Source organism: Lentibacter algarum (genome assembly GCF_018860975.1).
GTDB classification, from domain to species: Bacteria; Pseudomonadota; Alphaproteobacteria; order Rhodobacterales; family Rhodobacteraceae; genus Lentibacter; species Lentibacter algarum_A.
In genome coordinates, this window is sequence record NZ_JAHKQI010000008.1 from 700,072 (window position 1) to 725,231 (window position 25,160).

At 56.3% G+C, this 25,160-nt stretch carries 20 protein-coding genes and 1 pseudogene; 9 read left to right on the forward strand and 12 right to left on the reverse strand.

Annotated features, from left to right (window positions below):
- Position 1: 1 nt before the first annotated feature.
- The gene (gene secD / locus KO498_RS12835) at positions 2-1,663 is read right to left on the reverse strand and encodes a protein translocase subunit SecD (protein WP_215960275.1); all 1,662 of its coding nucleotides are present in this window, start codon (positions 1,661-1,663) and stop codon (positions 2-4) included.
- A gap of 66 nt (positions 1,664-1,729) precedes the next feature.
- Positions 1,730-2,008, reverse strand: coding sequence for a preprotein translocase subunit YajC (yajC, locus tag KO498_RS12840; protein WP_215960276.1), 279 nt, complete (start codon positions 2,006-2,008; stop codon positions 1,730-1,732).
- Positions 2,009-2,207: 199 nt separating this feature from the next.
- On the opposite strand from yajC, the gene serS reads away from it, so the two are divergent.
- Positions 2,208-3,500, forward strand: a complete 1,293-nt coding sequence (gene serS, locus KO498_RS12845; RefSeq protein WP_215960277.1) for a serine--tRNA ligase — start codon at positions 2,208-2,210, stop codon at positions 3,498-3,500.
- Between the two features lie 9 nt (positions 3,501-3,509).
- On the opposite strand, the gene KO498_RS12850 is transcribed toward serS, so the two are convergent.
- The 4 genes from KO498_RS12850 to KO498_RS12865 all read right to left on the reverse strand — a co-directional run bounded on the left by KO498_RS12850 (position 3,510) and on the right by KO498_RS12865 (position 8,083).
- The gene (locus KO498_RS12850; RefSeq protein WP_215960278.1) at positions 3,510-4,367 is read right to left on the reverse strand and encodes a DUF4238 domain-containing protein; all 858 of its coding nucleotides are present in this window, start codon (positions 4,365-4,367) and stop codon (positions 3,510-3,512) included.
- A gap of 92 nt (positions 4,368-4,459) precedes the next feature.
- Positions 4,460-5,914 carry a ribosome biogenesis GTPase Der gene (gene der, locus KO498_RS12855; protein WP_215960279.1) on the reverse strand — a complete coding sequence of 485 codons (1,455 nt, stop codon included), beginning with the start codon at positions 5,912-5,914 and terminating at the stop codon, positions 4,460-4,462.
- A gap of 56 nt (positions 5,915-5,970) precedes the next feature.
- A complete protein-coding gene (locus tag KO498_RS12860; protein WP_215960280.1) occupies positions 5,971-7,323 on the reverse strand; it encodes a PQQ-like beta-propeller repeat protein in 1,353 nt (450 codons plus the stop codon).
- Between the two features lie 73 nt (positions 7,324-7,396).
- A complete protein-coding gene (locus tag KO498_RS12865) occupies positions 7,397-8,083 on the reverse strand; it encodes a tetratricopeptide repeat protein (protein WP_215960281.1) in 687 nt (228 codons plus the stop codon).
- Positions 8,084-8,268: 185 nt separating this feature from the next.
- On the opposite strand from KO498_RS12865, the gene KO498_RS12870 reads away from it, so the two are divergent.
- The gene (locus tag KO498_RS12870; RefSeq protein WP_215960282.1) at positions 8,269-9,549 is read left to right on the forward strand and encodes an efflux RND transporter periplasmic adaptor subunit; all 1,281 of its coding nucleotides are present in this window, start codon (positions 8,269-8,271) and stop codon (positions 9,547-9,549) included.
- Positions 9,546-13,259 (forward strand): efflux RND transporter permease subunit, encoded by a 3,714-nt coding sequence (locus KO498_RS12875; protein ID WP_215960283.1) that lies wholly within the window; start codon positions 9,546-9,548, stop codon positions 13,257-13,259. The genes KO498_RS12870 and KO498_RS12875 overlap by 4 nt, the downstream gene beginning before the upstream one ends.
- A gap of 43 nt (positions 13,260-13,302) precedes the next feature.
- On the opposite strand, the gene KO498_RS12880 is transcribed toward KO498_RS12875, so the two are convergent.
- Both KO498_RS12880 and KO498_RS12885 read right to left on the reverse strand, forming a co-directional pair.
- On the reverse strand, positions 13,303-15,102 hold the full coding sequence (locus tag KO498_RS12880; RefSeq protein WP_215960284.1) for an ABCB family ABC transporter ATP-binding protein/permease: 1,800 nt from the start codon (positions 15,100-15,102) through the stop codon (positions 13,303-13,305).
- 71 nt (positions 15,103-15,173) lie between these two features.
- On the reverse strand, positions 15,174-16,268 hold the full coding sequence (locus tag KO498_RS12885; RefSeq protein ID WP_252731406.1) for a LysM peptidoglycan-binding domain-containing protein: 1,095 nt from the start codon (positions 16,266-16,268) through the stop codon (positions 15,174-15,176).
- A 101-nt stretch (positions 16,269-16,369) separates the two neighbouring features.
- On the opposite strand from KO498_RS12885, the gene KO498_RS12890 reads away from it, so the two are divergent.
- Entirely contained in the window at positions 16,370-16,921 is a 552-nt protein-coding gene (locus KO498_RS12890) for a TIGR00730 family Rossman fold protein (protein ID WP_215960285.1), read from the forward strand.
- On the opposite strand, the gene rarD is transcribed toward KO498_RS12890, so the two are convergent.
- Entirely contained in the window at positions 16,897-17,781 is an 885-nt protein-coding gene (gene rarD / locus KO498_RS12895; RefSeq protein ID WP_354667661.1) for an EamA family transporter RarD, read from the reverse strand. The two genes, KO498_RS12890 and rarD, sit on opposite strands and share 25 nt — an antisense overlap.
- Before the next feature lie 116 nt (positions 17,782-17,897).
- Here rarD and KO498_RS12900 point away from each other — a divergent pair, with 116 nt between their 5' ends.
- Positions 17,898-18,722, forward strand: coding sequence for an arginyltransferase (locus KO498_RS12900; protein WP_215960514.1), 825 nt, complete (start codon positions 17,898-17,900; stop codon positions 18,720-18,722).
- A gap of 44 nt (positions 18,723-18,766) precedes the next feature.
- Here KO498_RS12900 and KO498_RS12905 read toward each other — a convergent pair whose 3' ends face one another.
- On the reverse strand, positions 18,767-19,213 hold the full coding sequence (locus tag KO498_RS12905) for a glyoxalase superfamily protein (protein WP_215960286.1): 447 nt from the start codon (positions 19,211-19,213) through the stop codon (positions 18,767-18,769).
- The gene (locus KO498_RS12910; protein ID WP_215960287.1) at positions 19,210-20,601 is read right to left on the reverse strand and encodes an MATE family efflux transporter; all 1,392 of its coding nucleotides are present in this window, start codon (positions 20,599-20,601) and stop codon (positions 19,210-19,212) included. The genes KO498_RS12905 and KO498_RS12910 overlap by 4 nt, the downstream gene beginning before the upstream one ends.
- A gap of 686 nt (positions 20,602-21,287) precedes the next feature.
- On the opposite strand from KO498_RS12910, the gene KO498_RS12915 reads away from it, so the two are divergent.
- A complete protein-coding gene (locus KO498_RS12915; RefSeq protein WP_215960288.1) occupies positions 21,288-23,042 on the forward strand; it encodes an acetolactate synthase 3 large subunit in 1,755 nt (584 codons plus the stop codon).
- A 48-nt stretch (positions 23,043-23,090) separates the two neighbouring features.
- On the forward strand, positions 23,091-23,654 hold the full coding sequence (ilvN, locus tag KO498_RS12920) for an acetolactate synthase small subunit (protein ID WP_215960289.1): 564 nt from the start codon (positions 23,091-23,093) through the stop codon (positions 23,652-23,654).
- A 64-nt stretch (positions 23,655-23,718) separates the two neighbouring features.
- Here ilvN and KO498_RS12925 read toward each other — a convergent pair whose 3' ends face one another.
- Positions 23,719-24,057 (reverse strand): hypothetical protein, encoded by a 339-nt coding sequence (locus KO498_RS12925; protein ID WP_215960290.1) that lies wholly within the window; start codon positions 24,055-24,057, stop codon positions 23,719-23,721.
- A 293-nt stretch (positions 24,058-24,350) separates the two neighbouring features.
- On the opposite strand from KO498_RS12925, the pseudogene KO498_RS18415 reads away from it, so the two are divergent.
- Both KO498_RS18415 and KO498_RS12930 read left to right on the forward strand, forming a co-directional pair.
- Positions 24,351-24,551: pseudogene (locus KO498_RS18415) on the forward strand (XRE family transcriptional regulator); the annotation flags it as partial.
- An 18-nt stretch (positions 24,552-24,569) separates the two neighbouring features.
- Complete coding sequence (locus tag KO498_RS12930; protein WP_354667667.1) at positions 24,570-25,160, forward strand: XRE family transcriptional regulator; 591 nt, start codon at positions 24,570-24,572, stop codon at positions 25,158-25,160.

A 25,160-nucleotide genomic window follows, 5' to 3' on the forward strand; every position in this document is an offset into this window, starting at 1 on the left:
ATCACACCTCCAGCGTTTTGGGTTTGCGGCGTTCAAACCACATTACAACGATCAACCGCGTCACGAAAATTGCCGTGAACACTGATGTCATGATGCCAAGGCCAAGCGTGATCGCAAAGCCGCGCACGGGGCCGGAGCCGACAGCATATAGAATGACCGCAGTGATAAACGTGGTGATATTGGCATCAATGATCGCCGAAAGGGCTTTTTCATAGCCAAGGTCAATCGAGCGCGCTGGCCCTTTGCCGGACTTTGCCTCTTCTCGGATGCGCTCGAAGATTAGCACATTAGCGTCAACAGCCATACCGATGGTCAGCACGATGCCGGCAATCCCCGGCAAAGTGAGCGTTGCCCCCAATAGCGAGAGCAAGCCGAAAATGAGCCCGACGTTGATGATCAACGCGATATTAGCGAAAACTCCGAACATTCCGTAGCTGAGGAACATGAAAATCAGCACGCCTGCAAAGGCAACGATACAGGCGATCTTACCCGCTTCGATATTGTCTGCGCCAAGCTGTGGGCCGATGGTGCGTTGTTCAAGGAACTCAAGGCCAGCAGGCAAGGCACCCGCACGCAAAAGCACAGCGAGGTTTGTGCTTTCTTCGAGGTTGAAGTTACCGGTGATGATCCCCGAACCACCCGCAATGTGGCTCTGAATAACAGGTGCCGATATCACCTCGTTGTCGAGCACAATAGCAAAAGGCGATCCGATGTTCTCGGCGGTGTAGTTGCCGAATTTGCGCGCCCCTGACGTGTTAAACCGGAAGGACACCGCAGGCTGGCCGTTCTGGTCAAAATCAGGCTGTGCATCAACAAGATCCTCACCAGTGACAACGGGCGCGGTTTCCAGAATGTAAAACACACCCTCCTCGTCAAGCGACGGGGCGACAAAATTGCCGGCCCCCGCTGGCGCGTTCTCGTCGCTCGCACGGCTGACAACAGGGTGAAAGGCCAGTTGCGCCGTCTTGCCAATAATCTCGATCAGCTCGGCAGCACTGCCAACCCCCGGAACCTGAATAAGAATACGATCCGACCCCTGGCGCTGAATGCTCGGCTCGCGTGTGCCGACTTCGTCAATACGGCGACGAATAATCTCGAGGCTCTGGCTAACGGTGCGCTCGTCAGTGGCAAGCTTTTCAGCCTCCGACAGCGTGACAACAATGAGCCCGTCATCAACGCGCACTTCAATGTCATTGGCGCCTGCGCCCGACAGGCTCGCAACAGGCCGTGCAAGCCCGCGAATAAGACTGGCTGCGCGGTCAATCGCCTCAGGCTTGGAAATCCGCACCCGCAACTCGTCGTCAGCGCCTTTCTGGAGGCGCACAGTTCCGACAGTTGCCCGCTCTTCGCCCAACATATCGCGGATCTCGGGCCACATGCCCGCCACGCGCGTTTTGTAAACATCCGAAACCTGCACCTCGGCCAGCAAATGCGCCCCGCCGCGTAGATCAAGCCCGAGGTTCACAAGGCTTGACGGCAAGTAGCTTGGCCATTGACCCGCCTGATCTTGCAGGCTGGGCGACGTGCCACCAAGCTCGATCGCCTTCAGAGCGTCGTTGTGGGTTTCAACCCGCGTGTAAAAGCCGTTTGGCAAAGCCAGAATGAGGCCAACAACAACCGTGAGCCAAATTAGCACACGTTTCCAGGTATCAATTTGAAGCATGCAAACCTCTTGCGCAGATGTTCAGCGAGGCTTTCCCGCTTGTCGTTTGTCTAGGGCGAAAAGCGCTTAGCTCTTGGCTGGCTCGGTCTTATTGAGAACCTGCGCGATTGTTGACTTGATCATCCGCACTTTTACACCATCAGCGATCTCGACTTCAACTTCACCATCGTCACGCACTTTGACGATCTTACCGATAATGCCGCCCTGTGTGAGCACTTGGTCGCCACGGCGCACCGCGTCGATCATCGTCTGATGCTCTTTCATCTTCTTTTGTTGCGGCCGGATCAGCAGGAAATACATAATCGCGAAAATCGCGGCCAGCATAAGTAAATCTTGTGGTCTCATTGATCGTCCCCATCTCGTTGTCACCTATAGGGCATTGCCCCAAAATCCCGACCTACCTAAGCCCGATGCGGCTCGTATGCAATGGCCTCAATGGTCAAAACTGGGCGCAATTCAATGCGGTGCCCATTCCCCCGTTTACCTGCCCCTGTCAAATAGGCCATAACGCGTCCACACGACTCAATCATGAAGGACAGTAGAGATGCACGATATTCGCGTGATCCGTGACAACCCCGCCGCTTTTGACGCTGCTATGGCGCGCCGTGGGCTTGAAGCTGTCTCTCCTGAGTTGCTCAAGCTTGATGAGGCTCGCCGTGGCAAGATCCTTGCCGCGGAAACGGCCCAAGCCGAACAGAACAAATCCGCCAAAGAAATCGGCGCGGCCAAGGCGTCAGGCGATGACGCGTTGTTCAACAAGCTGCGTGAAGACGTCGCCGCCAAGAAGACCGAAGTCGCCACGATGCAGACCGAAGCCAAAGAGCTTGACGCACAACTGTATGACGCCCTCTCCCGCCTGCCCAACTTCCTGCATGACGATGTGCCCGATGGAGCCACAGAAGATGACAATGTCGAAGTGCGCCGCTGGGGCACGCCCGTTAAGCTGACATTCGAGGCCAAAGAGCACTACGAAATCGCTGGCGTCAAAGCCGGAATGGACTTTGAAACGGCCGCCAAACTCTCCGGTGCGCGCTTTGTGGTGCTTTCAGGTGCCGTGGCCCGCATTCACCGCGCCCTCGCCCAGTTCATGCTTGATCTGCACGTCGACACACACGGCCTCACCGAAGCGTGGACGCCGGTTCTCGTGCGCGAAGAAATGATGTTCGGCACAGGGCAGTTGCCCAAGTTCGGTGAGGACAGCTACAAAACAACTGACGGCTGGTGGCTCGTGCCGACCGCCGAAGTCACGCTCACCAACATCGTCAATGGCGCAACCGTGGACGAGAGCTACCTGCCCAAGCGCTTTGTCGCCCACACCCAGTGCTTCCGCTCCGAAGCAGGCTCTGCTGGCCGTGACACATCCGGCATGCTGCGCCAACACCAGTTTGAAAAAGTCGAGATGGTGACAATCGCCCACCCTGACACCTCAATGGACGAGCACGCCGCCATGACGGGCCGCGCCGAAGCGGTGCTCGAAGCGCTCGGCCTCGCCTACCGCACGGTTGTTCTGTGCGCCGGTGATATGGGCGCAGGCATGCTCAAAACACATGACATCGAAGTGTGGTTGCCCGGCCAGAACACCTACCGCGAGATCAGCTCTGTTTCCGTGGCGGGCGACTTCCAAGCACGCCGCATGAACGCCCGCTTCAAGCCCGCCGACGGCGGCAAGCCCGAGTTTGTCCACACGCTCAACGGCTCCGGCCTCGCAGTCGGCCGTGCGCTTATTGCTGTGCTGGAAAACGGTCAGCAAGAAGACGGCTCTGTGCGCCTACCCGAAGTGCTGCACAGGTATTTGGGCGACAAGTCTACGCTAACGGCTGAGGGCGTGTTGGTGTAAAACAGAGCACTATCGTTCGCTGATTTCCAAACCAGTCAAAGATTGAAGTAGTTCTTTGGAGTGCGAAGCCAATGCCTGCGCTTGCCGCGAAGCATAGAGATTAATTTCGCGTACCTTCTCGCGGTCAATTTCACTAGTTAGCGGAATTCGCCCTACTTCATCGCGCAACAAAATAAGCACTCGTTTTGGCGAAATGGGAACCCATATCTCGAAGCTTGGGTTATCAAGTCCATTTGAACCGCCATTTCCAATCCGATAAACATACAAACTAGATAAAACGAGAGAGTGTTTGCTGGAAACAACTGCCCATCGTACAGAAAACCCTTCAAGGGCAGCGCTCACACGATCTGAAGACGCAAGGGCGCTTTTGACACGAATAGACCGGCCTAGTGCTTTGACTTTGTGTGGGGCACTGTACTTCGCTTCATAGCCATCTATTTCGTTAGATTGAACTCCTTCTGTTCGCATAGCATCCACAACGATGTTAATTAGCTCCCGTCCAATTGACAGATCATCAGCAAAATCGCTAACAAACTCTGGCGTTCGTTTTATAAAGTGAAAAACTGCATCTCGAAGCACCGCTAAAGGTTCTCCAACAACCTCTGCAACACGACCAGAGCTAAAAATACCCTCAATCTCGCTTAGGAATTTCCCCCAATAGTCATCGAGTGAGCCGTAGAACTCTTTTTCAACTTTGTCAGAAAGCGCGTCACTTTCAACTACCGTATAGAAATCTCTGATTTGAAACGTTGAGGCTATGTTTCGCCGCTCAATTGCGCCAAACTTGCCCTCTGCATCTTTTTCACAATACCAAACGTTTTGACGACTATCACCAAATCCAAACCGCCGTTGGACCGTTTGCGGCACCTAGTGGTGCTTCTTGGTTCGATGTTGAGCCATGGCTGCATTCTAAACTCGAAATACTTGCATATCAATTCGATAGACAGCAGGCATCCCCCCTAGTCCCGCCGCCCCTGCGTGTGTTTGCGCAGCTTGGAGGGGCCTGCCTTCTTGCGACCTTTGAACGGGTTCGCATCTGACTGTCCACGCATGAACATCCTGATCGGCGTGCCCGGCATGTCGAAGTCTTCACGCAGCCCGTTGACCAGATAGCGCGAGTAAGCTGTCGGGATTTTGTCGACATGCGAGCACATCACAACAAAGCCCGGCGGGCGGGTTTTGGCCTGTGTCATGTAGCGCAGCTTAATGCGTTTGCCCTGTGGTGCGGGCGGCGGGTGCGCTTGCACCATACCGTCAAGCCAGCGGTTGAGCGCCGCTGTCGGAATGCGGCGGTTCCACGTATCGTGGGCGCGCAGTACGGCGTCACGCAGGCGCTCGAGCCCGCGGCCCGTCTTGGCCGACACTGTGATCAGCGGCGCACCGCGCAACTGCGGCAACAGGCGTGCGAATTCCTCGATAAGCTCCTTGAGTTTGTCTTGCTTGTCTTCCTCGATGTCCCATTTGTTGACAGCAATAACGACAGCCCGCCCCTCGCGCTCGGCAAGGTCGGCAATGCGCAAATCCTGCTGTTCAAACGGGATCGCAGCATCAAGCAACACGACAACGACCTCGGCAAACTTCACTGCACGCAATCCGTCGGACACCGAGAGCTTCTCGAGCTTGTCTTGCACCTTGGCTTTCTTACGCATGCCCGCCGTGTCAAAAATCCGTGTTGGCGTGCCCGACCAGTCGATGGTCAGTGAAATCGCGTCACGGGTAATGCCTGCCTCGGGGCCGGTTAACAGCCTGTCCTCGCCTAGAATTTTGTTGATCAAGGTCGACTTACCCGCATTCGGGCGGCCAACCACAGCAATCTGCAATGGGCGGTTCACTGTTGGCGTGTGGTCGGGCAGCTCTTCACCGTCTTCGCCAACCGCTACATCAACCTCAGGCGCATCGGCCTCGGCGCTCTTTGCATGGGCGTCAACCGAAGGCATGATTGCCGTATACAGCTCCATCATCCCCTCGCCATGCTCTGCCGACATGCGGATCGGATCGCCCAGCCCAAGGCCATAAGCCTCCATCACACCAGCGTCAGCTGCGTTGCCCTCGGCCTTGTTGGCGGCAACAAACACAGGGCTGCCCTTGCGGCGCAGGATATCGGCAAACATCTGGTCCGCAGGTGTCACGCCGACGCGTGCGTCGATGATAAACAAACAGGCATCGGCCATATCAACGGCGCGTTCAGTCAAGCGGCGCATGCGGCCTTGCAATGACTCGTCGGTGGCGTCTTCAAGCCCCGCCGTGTCGATCACAGTAAATCGTAGATCAGCCAGCTTGGCCTCGCCTTCACGCAGGTCGCGCGTCACGCCGGGTTGGTCATCGACAAGCGCCAACCGCTTGCCAACCAAGCGGTTGAACAGCGTCGACTTACCCACATTCGGGCGTCCGACAATGGCGAGGGTGAAACTCATGGCACTTGCTCCAGCACAAATGGGTGCGAAAAAACGCTGCCTATAGGGCTTTGACCCTAGCGGAAAGCGAAAAGTTGGCCTTTGGCTCCGACAACATACATCGTGCCGTTGACAAACACAGGGCTCGTTGTTGCGCCACCGGCGATCTCGGCACTGCCGATCAAGCTGCCATCACGAGGGTCAAACGCGCGGATCAGCCCATCGTTAGAAGCCACATAGAGCCGCCCGCCAGCCAGAACCGGGCCGTAGTGCGCAAATACAGCTTTCTGTTTACGCGGCTTGTCTTTGGTAAAGAACGGCAGTTTAACGCCCCAAATGCGGCTGCCGTCAGACGCGTCCAGACGCACGAGTTCGTTGGCATCAGAGACCAGGAACACTGACCCGCCCGCAACCCAGACAGGGCTCATCGCGCCTTCTTCAGCAGTCCAGATACGGCTGCCGTTGCCTGCATCAATTGCCACGGTGCGCCCGGAGTGTGTGCCTGCATAAAGCGTCGTGCCTATAATAACCGGATCACCGGTGATGTCCGAAATACGTGTGCGTGACAACCCGCGCCGCTGGCCCGAAATCACCGCATCCCAAAGGCGCAACCCGCCCTTGCGGAACGCAGCCTGAAGTTCACCCGACCCGAAGGAGAACACAACGAGTTGATCGTTCACCGCCGGTGCAGGGCCACCCATAATATTGTTCTTGTCAGAGTTCGCACCGAGTTGCCACAGGATGCGTCCGCTACTGGCGTCAAGCGCCCATGCTGTCGCGTCTCCAGCCACAAGGTAGACAATCCCGTCAATGACTGTCGGATGACCCGATCCGGAAGCATCGAGCTTTTGCTGCCAGAGTTGTTGGCCGTTGTTGGCGTCAAGCGCTGTCAGCAAACCAAAACCTGACGACACAAATATTGTGCCGTTCTCGTAGGCGAGCCCACCGCCGGTCGCGTCACGTCCGGCGTCGCGTTCTGGCACGAGGTTCACACTCCAGACAGGGGCACCGCTGGTTGCGGTGGCACTGACACGCGCCTCGCTGTCAAGCGTGAAGACTTTACCACCGGCGACAACCGGATCGGCAGTGATACGGCCGTGCTTCGTGTCACCGACCCCGATACTGGCGCTCCATTGCAACTGCATCGCACCGCCATACGCCGGATGTGACACACGAGTAGCAGGGCTACCGTGGCGTTGTAACCAGCTGCTGTTGTTTCGAACACTGGCCAAGGAAACCGGCGCCGAGCGGTTTTCACCGACGGTTGCCAGCGCCTCTGTTGTTTCAGCGCGCAGGGGTTCGCGTTTGCCTGCCAGAATAACCTCAGGTTCAGCGCAAGCGTTGAGTAGGCCAAGACATGCGAATCCAATCGCCAAGCGGCCAAACAGTTTACTGTGCGCACTGCCTACCAGAAATTGTGATTTGCTCATCTCACCAGCCCTCAATATTTTTGCACTGCTTACCAGCACTTGGCCTCAAACACAAAAGCCCATGTAGCGGCCCTTATTCCGAGGCTGCCTCTTCGGCGTTTTCCTCCGGCGCACTCAACTCACCGCCCAAAGCGACAATCAACTGACTTGCCCGCCGACGCAAGCCTACAGTGCTTTCCTCGTCAGAGACAATGGCCTGTAGCGCTTCAATGGCTGTCTCGGCTTTGCCTTCTTCGACATCAATCAAGGCCAGCTGTTCTTGAGCCAGCAGGCGCAATTGCGGGTTCGTGCCTACAAGCGTCTGATAGCCCGCGCGTCGTGTTGCGGCGTCTACTGTCTTTGCCTGAAGGCCAAGCAGCTTGAACGTGGCGATCTGGCGGTAAACCAATGGCGTGTCGGCGCTGTTAGAAATCGCTTGCAAGGCAGCAATCGCAGCTTCTCTGTCGTCGGCGGCCGTTGCTTCCTGCGCCTTGAGCAGCGCAACAATAGCTGCCGTGCCCGGGTTTTCTGGCGTTATCGCTTCGAGGGCGGCGCGTCGTTCAGCAGTATCATCGTTTTCAAGCGCGGAAATGATGCTGTCTCCCATCGCCTGCTCCTGCGCCATACGTGTCGCCTTGCGGTATTCGTTATAGGCCGCACCGCCAACGATCAGCAAAACCAGCGCAACAGCGATCCAGCCGTAGCGTTTCATCAGCGCAAACAGCCTATCTCGGCGCACTTCTTCGCTGACTTCTTCAATGAAACTATCTGTATCGCTCACGCGTGGCCCCCTAAGTTTTTCCCCTCTTAGCCTGAAGCCTTGCTGCTGCCAAGGGCTGCCAGCACCGATCAGCCTATTGGCTCGTATAAAAATGCCTGTTTTCGGGCATGACATGAGCCGCATTCTGAACTAGACAGTTTAGCAACCTTCGTTTCCCGACCCAAAGTTGCAGCCAAAGGCATATTATGCGGATTATTCCTCTCCTGACAGCCCTCCTCGTGACGGCATTCTTGTTTTTGTTGGTGATCAAACGTGAAAGTTTACTCGGCTTTGCCGGTGCTGAGGCTGCCGAAACCGAGCAGACAGGCGATTCTTCCAACGCGTTGGCCACAAAAGATACCCCTGAAAAGCCAGCAGTCGGGGTGATTGCCGTGCATTCAAGTGCCCGCGAGATCGACAGCGCTGTGCTTTTGCGTGGCCAGACTGAAGCTGCACGCGAGGTTGTCGTGCGGGCTGAAACCACCGGGCAGATGATTTCCGAACCGCTGCGTAAAGGGGCATTTGTCGAACAAGGCGAGACGCTCTGCGTGCTTGATCCAGGAAGCCGTGCCTCGAACCTCGCCGAGGCCAAAGCACGTCTCGCCGAAGCACAGGCCCGCGTGCCAGAAACCGAAGCACAGATTCCGCGCGCCCAAGCTCAACTTGAACAGGCCAAGGCCCAACTTGTCGAAGCTCGCATCAATGATAACGCAGCGCGCAAACTCTCCAAAGGCGGTTTTGCCTCCGACACCCGTGTTGCTCAGACAGAAGCCAACTTGCGCGCCTCCGAGGCCGGTATCAAGGTTGCCGAAGCCGGTGTGAAAACCGCCCAATCGGGCCTGTTGGGAACACAAGCCGCGATCCAGTCGGCCGAGGCCGGTGTTGCCGCCGCGGCGAAAGAGATCAGCCGCCTCACCCTGCGTGCGCCGTTTGGTGGCATCCTTGAGAGCGACACTGCCGAGCTCGGCGCTCTGCTTCAGCCCGGTGCAGCCTGTGCAACGGTTATTCAGCTTGATCCGGTAAAGCTCGTCGGCTTTGTGCCGGAAACCCAAGTCAGCCGCGTTGCGCTTGGGGCCCGTGCTGGTGCCAAGCTGACAACAGGCCAAACCCTGACCGGCAATGTCACCTTCCTCGGGCGTTCGGCTGATCCGCTGACCCGCACCTTTCGTGTCGAAGTCGAAGTTCCCAACCCCGATCTCGCCGTGCGTGACGGCCAGACCACAGAAATCATCATTGCCGCAGAAGGCTCCAAAGCCCATCTCGTGCCGCAATCCGCGCTGACACTTAATGACAACGGAGACCTCGGCGTACGCCTTGTTGACGCTGACAGCCGCGCCCTGTTTGCCCCCGTAACCCTGCTGCGTGACAGCAAGGAAGGCGTCTGGCTCGCCGGCCTGCCCGAAGTGGCCGATGTGATCATTATCGGCCAGGAATATGTGATCGACGGCGTGCCTGTCGCGCCGACCTTCGAGGAGCCAGCCCAATGACAGGGCTTATCGACTGGGCCGCCGACCGCGCCCGAATGATCCTTGCGTTTATTGCGCTGTCCCTGCTTGTCGGTGGCTTCGCCTATGCCAACCTGCCCAAAGAAGGCGAGCCCGACATCCAGATCCCGGGTCTGTTCATCTCCGTCCCCTTCCCCGGCATTTCAGCCTCCGACAGCGAAACCCTGCTGGTCAAAGTGATGGAAACCGAGCTGGCCGATCTTGATGGCCTCAAAAAGCTGTCTGCCACTGCTGCCGAAAACTATGCAGGTGTGTTTATCGAATTCGAGTTCGGCTGGGACAAACCCGCCGTCATGGCCGATGTGCGCGATGCGATGAACGCCGCCGAAGCCAACTTTCCCGAAGGCGCCGAGAAGTATACCATCAACGAGATCAACTTTTCCGAATTTCCGGTCTTGATCATCAACCTCACTGGTGATGTGCCCGAGCGCACGATGAGTCAGATCGCCGAGGCGCTGCAAGACAAGATCGAAAGCCTAGATGCGGTGCTTGAAGCCGGCATCGCTGGCAAGCGCGACGAGATGCTCGAAGTGCTGATCGATCCGCTCAAGCTTGAGGCTTACAATGTCACCGCCGGTGAGTTGATCAACGTGGTGCGCAACAACAACCAGCTCATCGCAGCGGGCGAAGTCGAAACCGCGACAGGCACCTTTGCCGTCAAAATCCCGTCGAGCTTTGATGAGCCGCGCGACGTTTACAGCCTGCCGGTCAAAGTCAACGGTGACCGCGTTGTAACGCTTGGTGACTTGGCCGAAATTCGCCTGACATTCGAAGACAGAATAGGTACGGCAAGGTTTAATGGCGAAACGACAGTGGCGCTGCAGGTGGTCAAGCGCAAGGGCTTCAACCTGCTGGACATGGACAGAGACGTAAAAGCCGTTGTCGCCGAAGCCTCTGCCGCGTGGCCGCCCGAGCTGCAAGCCGCTGTCTCGGTTGGCACGTCAAATGATCAATCGCGCATTGTCGGCTCGATGATCTCGCAGCTCGAAGGCTCGGTTCTCACAGCGATTGCCTTGGTGATGATCGTCGTGCTCGCCGCGCTAGGTGTGCGCCCTGCTCTGCTGGTTGGCTTCGCAATCCCGACGTCATTCCTGCTCTGCTTTGCCCTGCTGGCGCTCATGGGCATCACCATCTCAAACATCGTCATGTTCGGCCTTATTCTTGCGGTTGGCATGCTTGTGGATGGCGCCATCGTGGTGGTCGAATACGCCGATAAGCGCATCTCCGAGGGCACAGGCCCTATGCATGCCTATGTCGAAGCTGCCAAGCGCATGTTCTGGCCTGTGGTCAGTTCGACGGCAACGACGCTTTGTGCGTTTTTGCCGATGCTGTTCTGGCCCGGTGTTCCGGGGCAATTCATGGGCATGCTGCCTGTCACGCTCATTTTCGTGCTCTCGGCTTCGCTGGTTGTGGCGCTGGTTTATCTTCCGGTTCTGGGCGGCGTCACTGGCCGGATGAGCCGTGTATTCGGCAACGCCTCCGATGCGCTGCGTGCGGCTGCACCCTTCTGGTTGCGCGCCCTCTTGGTGTTGCCTGCGCTCTACCTCGTGTTCTTGGGGGCCATGCAAACGCTTAACCCTGACTACCTTCTAACCTCTGATCCGAACTCTTCGGCCTTTGGCAAGCTGCTGCCGGGAATTGTGATTTTTCTAATCGGTGCGGTTGCTTCATCTATCACTCTCGGCGCGGCGCAGATCGAGCGCACACGCAAGCCTGTCAGCTCAGGCCGCAAGCGCACACTGTTCGGGCATTTCATCAAGTTCATCGCCGGCAATCCGATCATGCCGATCGTCTCTGCGGTTTTGGTGATCTTCTTTGTGAGCAGCGTGTTTGGCTACTACGGCAAAAACAACAACGGCACCGAGTTTTTTGTAGAGAGCGAGCCTGAAATGGCGATCGTCTATGTGCGGGCACGGGGCAACCTGTCGATGGCACAAAAAGATGCGCTGGTGATGCGCGCCGAGAAGATCGTGCTGGCTCACCCGGGCGTTGACAATGCCTTCTCCTTTGCTGGCGAGGGCGGGCTCAACAGCAACACTGGCGGCGCTCAGGCTCCGAAGGATACGATCGGTCAGGTTCAGTTTGAGACGATCCCGTGGGAAGACCGCAGCGACCGCCCCGAGCTTGACGGCGACTTGGTGCTTGATGAACTCACCGCCCAGCTAGAGCAAATCCCTGGCATCCAGATTGAAATTCTTGCGGCGTCGCGCGGGCCAGCCTCGGCCAAGCCTGTTCATCTGCGCCTGAAGGGCGATGACTGGGAAACCCTGCTCGCCTCCACTGAAACAGCCCGCGCGCGCTTTGACGCGACGGCTGGCCTCGAGTTGGTAGAAGACACCCGCCCCCTACCCGGCATTGACTGGCAGCTTGATGTCGACGTTGAAGAAGCCGGCCGCTACGGCGCCGACGTGGCGACAGTCGGTGGTATGATCCAGCTGGTAACCCGCGGTATCCTGCTCGACACCATGCGCGTTGACAGCTCTGATGAAGAGATCGAAATTCGGGTGCGCCTCCCCGAAGAGCACCGCGTATTGTCAACGCTTGACAGCCTCAAGTTACGCACCACCGAGGGCCTCGTGCCACTAAGCAACTTCCTGTCGCGCAAGCCTGTAGCCAAACTTGCCGAGATCAACCGCGAGGGCCAGAAGCGCTACTTTGATATCAAAGCAGGCGTGACCTCGGGCTTAACATTGCTCAGCAACACCGAGACCGGCGCTGAAGACGTGGTGAAGACCGCTCTCTGGGATGCTGATGAAGCCCTGCGCGATGACTACACCGAGCGCGGCTTTGAAGCCTTGCCGCTGACACCCGCTGACAGGATCGCGGCGCTCACCAAGTGGATCGAAACCGAGACACCGCTGCCCGAAGGCGTGAGCTGGGAATGGACGGGCGATCAAGAAGACGAAGCCGAAAGTGCTGCCTTCCTACAAAGCGCATTCTCGGGTGCTTTGGGCCTCATGTTCATCATCCTCTTGGCGCAATTCAACAGCTTCTATAACTCCGCCCTGGTGCTTCTGGCAGTGGTCTTGTCAACAGCGGGCGTGCTCATCGGCATGTTGGTGATGGATCAGACCTTCTCGATCATCATGACAGGCACAGGCATCGTCGCGCTGGCGGGAATTGTGGTGAACAACAACATTGTCCTGATCGACACCTATCAGGAATACTCGGCCTATATGCCACGCGTCGAGGCCATCGTGCGTACAGCAGAAGACCGTATCAGGCCGGTTTTGCTGACAACAATCACAACAATGGCAGGCCTCGCGCCGATGATGTTTGGCTTGTCGCTGGATTTTATCGGCGGCGGCTATACAATCGACAGCCCGACTGCGCTCTGGTGGAAGCAACTGGCAACTGCCGTCGTCTTCGGCCTCGGCATCGCGACAGTCCTGACGCTGGTGTTCACCCCGTCCATGCTGGCTCTGCGGATCTGGGTTTCAACCTACCTTGGCTGGAGCGCGCGTGCCCTGGCGGCCCTCTCTCTCGGCTCCGCCAGCCGCGTCGCAAAGGATATGGCGCTGCAAAGCGCTGCCCGCCGTGTGAAAGCCCCGGAGCTTATCTGGGGCGACGACATGGATGACTTCGAAAACCAGGATGACGTCACGGATACGCCCGAAGCAGATGAAGTGAAAACCGTGCTGACCCGCGCAGGCAAGCTTCCCGATGACGACGGTGTTAAAGCCGCAGAATAACTCAAGCAGAGTAACTCAAGCAGAATAGTTTAAGCTCTGTAGCTTAGGCCGCGTCTTGCTCGCTGGCTTGACGCGCCCAAAGGCTCGCGTAACGGCCTTTACGCTTCAGCAACGCTGCGTGTTTGCCTTGTTCAACAATCTCACCATCTTCCAGAACAATGATCCTGTCGGCATCCGCAATCGTTGACAGGCGGTGGGCAATGGTGATCACTGTGCGCCCCTCACCTGCTGCCTTGAGCGCAGCCTGAATGTCTTGTTCTGTCTCGGTGTCTAAAGCCGAAGTGGCCTCGTCCAGCAGCAAAATGGGTGGGTCTTTCAACAGGGTGCGCGCGATGCCAACCCGTTGCTTCTCGCCGCCCGAAAGTTTGAGGCCCCGCTCCCCAACATGCGTGTCATAGCCATCAGGCAAGCTCTCGATGAACTCGTGTATCTGCGCCGCCTGAGCGGCAGCAACGATCTCGTCCTCACGCGCACCATCACGCCCATAAGCGATGTTGTAGCGTATGGTATCATTGAACAGCACAGTGTCTTGCGGCACAACGCCGATGACGTCGTGAAGGCTTTCCTGCGTGACGTCGCGGATGTCTTGCCCGTCAATGACCAAAGCTCCGTCTTGCACATCATAAAACCGAAACAACAAGCGCCCGATGGTTGACTTGCCCGAGCCGGAAGACCCAACGATAGCCACTGTCTCTCCCGCACCAACCTCAAGGCTCACCCCCTTAAGAATGGCCCGCTTGGGCTCATAGCCAAACTGCACATCCTGCAACGACACAGCACCACCATTGATGCTGATGTCCGGTGCATTCGGCGCATCCTTGATTTCGGAAGGCTGGCCCAACAACCCGAACATTTCACCCATATCAACAAGGCTCTGGCGTATCTCGCGGTAAACCGAGCCGAGGAAATTGAGAGGCATGGTGATCTGGATCATATAGGCATTGACCATCACAAAATCACCAACCGTCAGTGTGCCGTTCTGCACGCCCATCGCGGCCATGACCATCACGACAACCAAGCCCGTGGTAATCAAAACCGCCTGCCCGAAGTTGAGGAAAGACAGCGAATAGGCGGTCTTGAGAGCCGCGCGTTGATAGCCCGCCATCGCGGCATCATAACGGCTGGCCTCACGCCCTTCTGCGCCAAAATACTTTACCGTCTCAAAGTTGAGCAGGCTGTCTATCGCCTTTTGGTTGGCATCGGTATCCTGATCATTCATCTCGCGGCGCAGCTTCACGCGCCATTCGGTAACTTTGAAGGTAAACCAAACGTAGATGCCAATAGTGACAGCCACCACAACCAGATACCAAACATCAAACAAGTAAAACAGAATGCCCGCGATCAGCAAAAGCTCGAGAATCAACGGGCCAATCGAGAACAACAAGAACCGCAACAAAAATTCAACGCCCTTAACACCCCTCTCGATGATCCGGCTGAGCCCGCCTGTCTTGCGGGTGATATGATAGCGCATCGACAATTTGTGAATGTGCTGGAACGTTTCAAGCGCGAGCGCACGCAAAGCCCGCTGCGCCACGGCCGCGAACAACGCATCACGCAACTGCTGAAAGCCGTTGGCCAACAACCGCGCCATACCGTAGGCGACGGTAAGACCAATCGCCCCAAGTGCGAGTTCACTAACGCCGGCCCCAGTGAGGGCATCGACCGCCTGTTTGTACAACATCGGTGTGAACACTGCGATCAATTTGGACAACAACAGCGCCAGCATCGCGAGCGTGACGCGGCGCTTCACCCAAGGCTCGTTGTCAGGCCACAGGTATGGGGTGACGCGGCGAATAACACGCCAGCCGGAAGAACCCTCGCTCTGAATGTCGCTGTTGCTCATGCCCTGCCCCCAAATGTCCGGTCATAAGCAGATAGGCCTCTTTATGGGCAAGTGCCAGTGCGGCAGGAAAATTACTCTGTTGGCAAATCAAAAACCTGACCGGGGTAGATCAAATCCGGGTCGCGGATACGGTCCTTGTTGGCTTCGTATAGCTGCACGTATTGCGTGCCATTGCCAAAGCGCTCGGCAGCTATTGCCCAAAGCGTTGCACCGGGCTGCACAGTGACTGCCGTCACTTGCGCGGCTTGCAGCTTGGCGGGTTCTTCGCGCTTGAAAGGGGTCTCGACGCGTGACGTGACCGCACCACTGGCATCAACCTGATCGACCCGAAGAGTATAAACCCCCGTGTCGACATCAGGCAACTCGGTGCGCCAAACGCCTGTGTTTTGCACCGGTTGCGTCTTGACGGGCCTGTTGTTGAGATAAACCCGCACATGGCCCTCACGCGGCGCTCGGCCAGAGAGCTGCACATCACCCTGCTCTGAATAGGTTATCGCATCAATCGCGACTTCACTCAGCAACTCGGGTGCAGCGGCCGGTTGCACGACTTCGGCACCGTCTTTGCTTATCTGGACAACAGCTTGCGCCGTTTGCGCAGTCGTTTGCACAGTTGTTTGGCTGCTCGCAGGTTCGCCTTGCTCTGCTGTCAATGCGAGCAAGGGAGCCACCACAAACTCGCTCGCACCCAAAATGCCGCTTTCAACTTCGCGCAGGCTCAAAATCCGCGCAGTGTTGCTTGCCGGCAGCTTGCCCAAATGAGCAAAACTGCCGTCAGCACCCGGTGTAAGCGTTGCCAGCACCTCGCCATCAAGCAAGACATCAAGTGCAAAACCGGCACGGCCTTCGCCGGCAAGTGTCAGCCCACCGTCAGTGTCGACGCGGACGATGTCAAACTGTGGCGCTTCAGGCGGGGTTTGCGAAGCTTCATCAATTGTCTCTGCTGTTGGTTCTGTCGTTGGTTCTGCAACTCGTGCCGCCTGGTCTTGCATGGCGGGTTCAGTTGCAACCGGCGTGCTTGTGGTTGTCAAACCCGGCGCTGCAACCGCTGGTTCGCTACCCTGTCTGTCCTTGAAAAGGACAACACCGCCGACAACTACAGCGACAACGGCCCCGACACTCAGTATCATTCCGGCGTTGCCGCCAAACATGCTGGCAAATTTGCTCATTGCACTCCCCAATCCGGCATTCATATAGGCTGCACGGTTGAGAGAGCATACCAAACTGGCTATGACAAATCAAAACATGATCATTTGCGGAGCATCAAGCCATGCCAACACATTCAATCTGCGTTTATTGTGGCTCTCGTGAGGGCGCAAAACCCGATTACATGCAATCGGCAGAGAGCTTTGGCAAAATCATCGCAGATGAGGGCTGGCGGCTTGTTTATGGTGCGGGCGACGTTGGCCTGATGGGCGCGGTGGCGCGTTCGGCGCAGGCCGCAGGGGCCGAAACCTTCGGCGTGATCCCGACACATTTGCTAGATCTTGAAGTCGGCAAACGTGATCTTACGCGGTTTATCGTCACCGAGAACATGCATGAGCGCAAGAAAGTCATGTATATGAACGCCGATGCGATCGTGGTTTTGCCTGGTGGGGCCGGTTCGCTTGACGAGTTTTTTGAGGTGCTGACTTGGGCGCAACTCGGGTTGCATACCAAACCGATCGTGGTGTTAAACATCGCCGGCTATTGGGCGCCGCTGATGGCGCTGGTAGATCATGCGATCAGTGAGGGCTTTGCCGATGCCTCGCTCAAGGCGTTGTTCACGGTGCTCGACACAGCCGACGAGGCCGCCGTCTACCTACGGGCAGCCCTGTCCTGAAGCAGCGCCGCCAGAGAATACAACAGCAACCCGGCCCAGATCATCGCGAAAGCCAGCTGATGCCAACCGCTGAAAGGCTCACCAAACACCACCACCGCGCAGAAAAACTGCGCGCTCGGGTTGATGTATTGCAGCAAGCCCACTGTCGAAAGCTGCAAGCGTTTGGTTGCGTATGAAAACAACATGAGCGGCAAAGCTGTAAGCAGGCCCGCAAACACCAGCATACCGCTCTCCCAAGCCGCACTGCCAAAGTGCCCCTGCCCGCGCATATGCACCACAGCCAGCACCACAAGTGCAACCGGCACCAACATGCCAACCTCAGCCGTAACCGAGACCACCGGCCCGATATCCAGCTGCTTCTTGACCACGCCGTAAAGGCCGAAAGTGAAGGCCACGATAAGCGATATCCAAGGCGCAACGCCAAGCCCGTATGTCAGCAGGCTCACCGCTCCTGTCGCCAAAGCAACCGCAAGCCACTGCACCACGCCCAGCCGCTCACCGAAAACAATGCGTCCCAAGAGCACGGCGACCAATGGGAAAATATAGTAACCCAAAGCGGCTTCCGTGGCCCTTCCGACTTGTATAGAAAAGATGAAGCTGAACCAGTTTACCGAGATCATCAGCGCAGCCAGCCCGATGATAAAAGCCGCCCTTGGCGTGTTAACAGCGCCCTTTAGCGCCGCTAAACGCCCCTGCACCGCAAGCAGCCCCGCAAAGATAACAAACGACCACAGCGTGCGGTGCGCAAGTATCTCAAGCGGCGGGATATGCGCCAACGCCTTGTAATACAGCGCAGAAAAGCCCCAGACCAAACAGGCAACCGCCATCGCTATAATGCCTTTAAGGCTTTCGTTTTGCACAGCAAACAGCTCCCAATGACGGCATATACGACAGTTAACACTAAATTGAATCAATTCTTGGCGAAGTTGCAATGCATTGTTATCGTGATGCGTGAATAATGAAAGAATACCCCACAATGCGCCACACGTTGCCACTGGCACCGCAGTTCTATGTTACAGCACCCCAGCCCTGCCCCTACCTTGAAGAGCGGCTGGAGCGAAAGCTGTTCACAGCCCTGCAAGGACAGGACGCACAAGAGCTCAACGACGAGCTCTCCCGTCAAGGTTTCCGACGCTCGCAAAATGTGCTCTACCGCCCGTCCTGCACCGACTGCGCAGCTTGCATGTCGGCCCGCATCAAGACGCAAGAGTTCACACCCTCCAAAAGCCAGAAACGCGTGCTCAAACGCAATGCCAGCTTTGAGCGCCGCGTTACAACAACTTGGGCGACCGAAGAGCAATACGAGCTGTTTCGCACCTACCTCGACAGCCGCCACGCAGACGGCGGTATGGCCGACATGGATGTCTTCGAGTTCGCCGCGATGATCGAAGAAACGCCGATCCGCAGCCGTGTGATCGAATACCATGACCCCGACACAGGCAAGCTCGTCGCCGTCTGCCTCACCGACGTGCTGCAAGACGGGCTTTCCATGGTCTATTCCTTCTTTGATCCAGCCTATGAAAAACAGTCACTCGGCACGTTCATAATCCTTGATCACGTGAAGATCGCCCGCGAGCGAGAGTTGCCCTTTGTCTATCTTGGCTACTGGGTGCCCGGCTCGCCTAAAATGGGCTACAAAGCCAACTTCTCGGCACTCGAAATCTACAAGAACGGCGACTGGCAAGCTCTGGGCGATGCCTCCGAGCACGCCACTGGGGCGCACCCGCTCTCAACCGCACCGATCGCCGAGCAAGTCGCCAATATCTCGCTCCCCGACTTGCCCGCACATCGTCGGATATAGCGAGCGGAAATAGCGAGGCAAGGCTCGCGCACGTCAGGATGCCTCTAATCAGGCCTGCTCTTCAAAATATCGACTTGCAGGTGTGGATGCCCGTCACTTGTGCGTTCTGCGGTGTGCCCTTTGGGGCCGACAACTCCGAAAATACGCTGCCGTATGTTAGAAAAGCTGTCATGCGACACAACGTCAACAGCCTCGTCCAAATGCAGGTTAAGGCGAAACCACTCCGGCTTGGTTTCCGCAACCGCAATCACCGTCGCCACAAAAGGCTGCGACAAATAGATGCCGCTGACACGGTCCCCCACGGCCCAGCTAACAGCACCGTGACCGACAATTGCAGCGAGCATCGTGTTCCAGTCTGAATACCCGTGCTTGTGAGCCACCATTTCAAGCGATTTAGCATGGCCAACCGGCGCGCCCTCCTCTCTTAGTTTGGCGCGCAAACGCTTGGCTTGCTCTTTGGCTTGTGGCGCGGTTGGAAGATTAACACTCATGGCGCTGTTCCTTTCGCCGTATGGAAGAGACCCCAGCGTAAAGATTGGCTCACGGCAACCTGCCGCAACACCACAATCGTAAGGCAAAGCAGCATTACCTCGGCCAGTGGCCCAGCATACCAAACGCCGACTTCGCCTAGCCAAACAGGCAAGAACAACGTCAGCGGGAGCGCAAAAACATAGGGTTTCGACAGGCCCAAAAGCGCCGCCTTGGTGGCCGAACCGATGGCTTGGAAGTAGCTCGCCATCATCATCAATGGCCCCATCATAAAAAACACACAGGTCATTATCGGCAAGATACGCGCAACCTCGGCGATCACTGCGGCGTCATCTACAAAGGCCCCTGCTATCTGGCTTGGGATGCTTGTCACCACGATCTGCACCGTCGAACAATAGACAAAGGCTGCCCAAAGCCCGATACGCAGGCTGGCGTCAGATCTCTGATAGAGCGTCGCGCCAAAATTGTTGCCGGTGATTGTCTGCATCGCAAATGACAGCCCCAGCAAAGGCACGAAAGCAAAGGTGATGACCCGCGTGATGATGCCATAGGCCGTGATGGTATCGGGGTAGTTCGGGCTGCCGACCGACTGCAACGACGTAATGATAGCCGCCGAACCAATGGCTACACCCATGAAGTTCAGGCTTTGTGGAGCACCAAGGGCAAGGATACGCCCCCAATGCCGTCGAACCGAATACCGCAGGATCGTCGATGGCCGCAGGGATGTCTCGCCATAAACTCGGAACAGCAAAATGATCGTGAACGCCAACGCTTGTGCCGCGGCTGTGCCAAAGGCCGATCCAGCGACGCCCATCTGAAACGGCACGATCAAGACATAGTTAAAGCCAATGTTTGCGAGGGAAACCAGCAAGCTCATCGCCGCCATAAATCCAACGCGGCCCTCGTTGCGCAAGGCATCCGAGTTGACGGAAAGCACGAACAACAAGGGCGAAAAGAACACTGTGATGCCGAGATAGACCAGCCCCATCTGTGCCAGCTCTTCTGATCCACCTGCCGCCAGCAAAGTCACGCCTTGTCCCAAGAAAACAAACAGCACGATCAGCACCACGCCAAGCATCACAGCCAAGCCATGCGCCCCGACAAAAACGCTACTGGCCTGCTCCATGTTTCCGGCCCCGAGGTTGCGGGCAAGAAGACTCGACATGCCATTCGATACCAGCGTCGAAACTGCGACAATCAACATATAGATCGGAAACATCAGCGTGACCGCCGCCAAGGCCTCAGGGCCAACATAGATGCCCAAGAAAAGCGCATCGGCCACCGACAGGAGACCATTCATCGCCATCACAAAGATGATCGGCAACGCGGTTTTTAGATAGGTGGTGCCAAGCGGCCCATCCGTGAAGGAATTTGTATGGGTGTCAGACATAACCCGTATCTCTCAAGCCAATCGCGTTACTTATGACAGGACCCGCATTACCATCCGCGCGATATGCGGAAAGAGTAGAATAGAGATGTTACGTCGCAAGACTTAACGCAGAACTTAACCAAGACAGAATCGTCAGCGGGAGGCAGGCGTCTACAGCCTTCGCCTGAGCTATCCGCCGTGTGAAACTTCGTCAAGGCAATTTGAAAACCGTTAACATGCACCTACCCTTACGCCGGCTCCGGTAGCACTTTTGTGCGCCGCGATGCAGCGTCAAATCTGTGCATACGCGTTATGCACTCAAATATGCACTGTGGTATGCACCCGAGTCACCTGCGAGCGGCTCGCATATTGCCGCATTAACACTCTTGCTTGCCAGCTGTCTTTACCGCCTGCAAATTTTCACTTATGCCGCAAAACTGGCAGAAAACGAAACAATAGTTCAAAAATTGCGCTAGAAACATTCATTTTCGCATTTTCAAAGGCCATTTCACGGTTGACGCCCCTTAGCGAGCCGCCTAATGTCTCGCAAACGCAGCATAAAGGGCCAGTTGGATGACCAACCTTGTCGTGATTGTTAATGTAAGGCGCATGGGCTGGTAACAGCACCCTAGAGGTTAACCATGCGCCCCCAAGATCGGGGGCTTTTTTATGTGCGAATACAACGTGTTGAAACGGAGTTTGAAAATATGTCACGTCAGATGACCGGTGCAAAAATGATAGTTGAATGCCTGAAAGATCAGGGCGTCGACACGATCTTTGGCTATCCTGGCGGGGCCGTCCTGCCGATTTATGACGAGGTCTTCCAGCAAAACGCCATCCAGCACATTCTCGTTCGCCACGAACAAGCCGCCGTCCACGCCGCCGAAGGCTACGCCCGCTCGACAGGCAAGCCTGGCGTGGTGCTCGTAACCTCTGGCCCTGGTGCAACAAATGCTGTCACTGGCCTTACGGATGCGCTGCTTGATAGTATTCCGATTGTTGTCCTCACGGGGCAAGTTCCGACATTTATGATCGGCAACGACGCCTTTCAGGAGGCCGACACAGTTGGCATCACGCGACCCTGCACCAAGCACAACTGGTTGGTTAAAGAAACAGCGGCGCTTTCGGAGACCATTCACGAGGCGTTTCATGTCGCCACGACGGGCCGCCCGGGGCCTGTTCTGATCGACATTCCGAAAGATGTTCAGTTTGCCTCGGCCGCATATACGCCGATCAAAAAGGCCCGCGTAAGCCACTATCAGCCTCCTGTTAAAGGCGATATGGCCTCGATTGAAGAGCTTGTTGCCGCAATCGAAACAGCTAAGCGCCCTGTTTTTTACACCGGCGGCGGGGTTATCAACTCGGGCCCGGCTGCAAGCCAGCTTCTTCGCGAACTGGTTGAAGCAACCGATTTCCCGATCACCTCGACGCTGATGGGCCTTGGTGCCTACCCCGGGTCTGGCAAAAACTGGCTTGGTATGCTCGGCATGCACGGGCTTTACGAGGCCAACCTCGCAATGCACGGCTGTGATCTTATGATCAACATCGGCGCACGTTTTGACGACCGGATCACCGGTGTTGTCGACGCCTTCAGCCCGGGCTCGAAAAAAGCGCATATTGATATCGACCCATCCTCGATCAACAAAGTTATTCACGCCGACATTCCGATAGTTGGCGACGTGGCCCATGTTCTCGAAGATGTGTTAAAGGTTTGGAAATCACGCGGTCGCAAAACCGATAAATCCGGCTTGCAAGAGTGGTGGGCAAAGATCGACGACTGGCGCAGTGTAGACTGCCTGAAGTTTGAACAGGTCAGTCAGGTGATCAGACCGCAGCACGCGCTGTCACGGCTTGAATATCTAACCAAGGATCACGACCGATACATCACGACCGAAGTTGGCCAGCATCAGATGTGGGCTGCGCAATACCTTAACTTCGATGATCCTAACCGCTGGATGACGTCTGGCGGCCTTGGCACAATGGGCTATGGTTTTCCGGCTTCTGTTGGCGTGCAAGTCGCTCATCGGGACAGCCTTGTTATCAACGTCGCCGGAGAGGCGAGCTGGCTTATGAACATGCAGGAAATGGGCACTGCGGTGCAGTTCAAACTGCCTGTAAAACAGTTCATCCTCAACAATGAGCGCCTTGGCATGGTGCGCCAGTGGCAGGAACTGCTGCACGGCGAGCGATACTCTCATTCGTGGTCGGAAGCCCTGCCTGATTTTGTCAAACTGGCCGAGGCCTTCGGCGCCAAAGGCATTCGTGTTGACCACGCCGATGACCTCGATGAAGCGATTAAAGAAATGATCGCTTACGACGGGCCGGTGATCATGGATTGCCTTGTTGAAAAGCACGAAAACTGCTTGCCGATGATCCCGTCAGGCGCGCCCCACAACGAGATGTTGTTGAGTGAATCAAGCACCAAAGATGCCATTGGGAGCAAGGGGGCCGTGTTCGTATGAGCGCTGCCTGCCCTCCCTCAGTTTGACCTGTGAAAAAGGATATTTGATATGTCTGCATTGAAGATCAAAAAAGGTGCGAACAAGCACTCGGCTTACAACTTGCGACCAACGTTTAGCGACCAGCAAGAGACACATACGTTGGCTGTGTTGGTCGACAACGAGGCCGGTGTTCTGGCACGCGTGATCGGGCTGTTCGCGGGTCGAGGTTACAACATCGACAGCCTCACGGTTGCGGAAGTTGATCACGAAGGCAAACTCTCGCGGATCACCATTGTCACGACCGGCACGCCGCAGATCATTGAGCAGATCAAAGCACAACTCGGGCGCATTGTGCCTGTGCATGAAGTTCATGACCTCACGGTTGAGGGCCCCGCAGTTGAGCGCGAGTTGGCTCTGTTCAAGGTTGAAGGCTCCGGTGAGAAACGGGTTGAGGCGATGCGCTTGGCAGATATCTTTCGCGCCAATGTCGTTGACAGCACGCTGAGCAGCTTTGTGTTCGAGATCACAGGGGCGCCAGAGAAAATTGATGCTTTTGCTGAATTGATGCGCCCTCTGGGTCTCAATGAGGTTGCACGCACGGGTGTTGCTGCTCTGTCGCGCGGAAACGCGTGACACGCCTGAAGCGCTAACGTCGGATTGACGCTAGGTTTACAAAAAGTAATGCAAGTTTGTTTTGTTACGCTGTGCAGCTGAGCCGGAACGGAACCACGTTTTGCGCTCTGTCGACAGGCGCGCGCACCGGTGCGGCCTGCTGACTGCTTGCGTCATCCATGACCGCGCGTAGGTTCTTAGCCAGCGCGGGAGCATGGCACTCCGACACAAGCTCAGGGTTTTGCGCAAGACGCATTTGTTCACCATCCGAGACCTGGAAATGGACAAGATCCCCAGCGTCTAGCTGCGGCCCATCAAAAATAGAAGTTTCACTGCCAACATAATACGCTAGATCACCGTGATCTTCGCACCAGATTACAGCTTTCTTGTCGATTGTGTCACTCCAGAGCACTACACCGTACATTTACTTCCCCAAACCGTTCACGTCCCAAAGTACCTGTCCCCAAGGTCCTGTTGTGGGTCTAATGTAGACTAAATTTTAGCAATTCTGTCTTAAAGTGAAACCGCTCAATGAGTGTCGCACTGTCAGAATATGTGTCTCGAAATCAACAAGGTGACGCCATTTAGCATCAAATATGACGCGAAAAAGCATCAAAACGATGCGAATTGGCATTACTTTTCTGCTCTCGCTGCGTAATACTGGCTTAACATCTCAAATAAACCTTAAGTTGAATGAATCGAAAGTTGCGGAGCACAATGGCGTCTGAAGAATCCAAAAAAAATGATCCGGTTCAGCTGAGATCAGTCTTTGGGGCAAATTTGCGGCAACTGTCCGCGCGGTATCCTTCTGTCGCGGGTCTTTGCCGTGAGTTGGGGATCAACCGAACACAATTTAACAGATATCTTTCTGCCGAGAGCTTCCCCCGTCCTGACGTTTTGCACCGGATATGTAAATTTTTTGATGTCGATGCGCGCGTGCTCTTGGAACCCGTCGACAGCATTGCCCCTAAAACAGTTGATGTCTTTCATCACCCGATCGTCGAAGATTTTCTTGGAAAGAGCGGCAGCAGCATTTCGGAATCCGAGTTTCCCAGCGGCGTGTTTCGTTTTAGCCGTCCGAGTTTTGTTAGTGAGGAGCAGTTCGTGATCGGCCTGCTTTATGTCTTCAGGCGTGACGGGCAAACTTTCGTCCGAGGCTTTGAAGCCAAGCAAGCAATGCTACAACAGGGTATCGAACCGACAGTCAGAAACCGTGAGATCAGGGGCATCTTGATCAAGCAGGAACAAGGTGTTGCGATCCTGGCGGCACGTCGCGGCAGCACAACTTGTTCCTTTAGTTTCCTGTCACGCGTGGCCTCGTTTCAAAACAATTACTGGGAAGGTTACGCAGCCCGAACGATCGCGGAAAGTATCACCGGACAACGGGTTGCACGTATGGTTTTCGAGCATGTTTCCGGCAATACGGAGGCCATGCTTTCGACCGCAAGGCTCGGGGGGCTTTGCAGCACAGATGACCTTCCGGCCTACCACGCAAGGCTTTTGCGACTGGGGCAGGTCTTTCAGTAA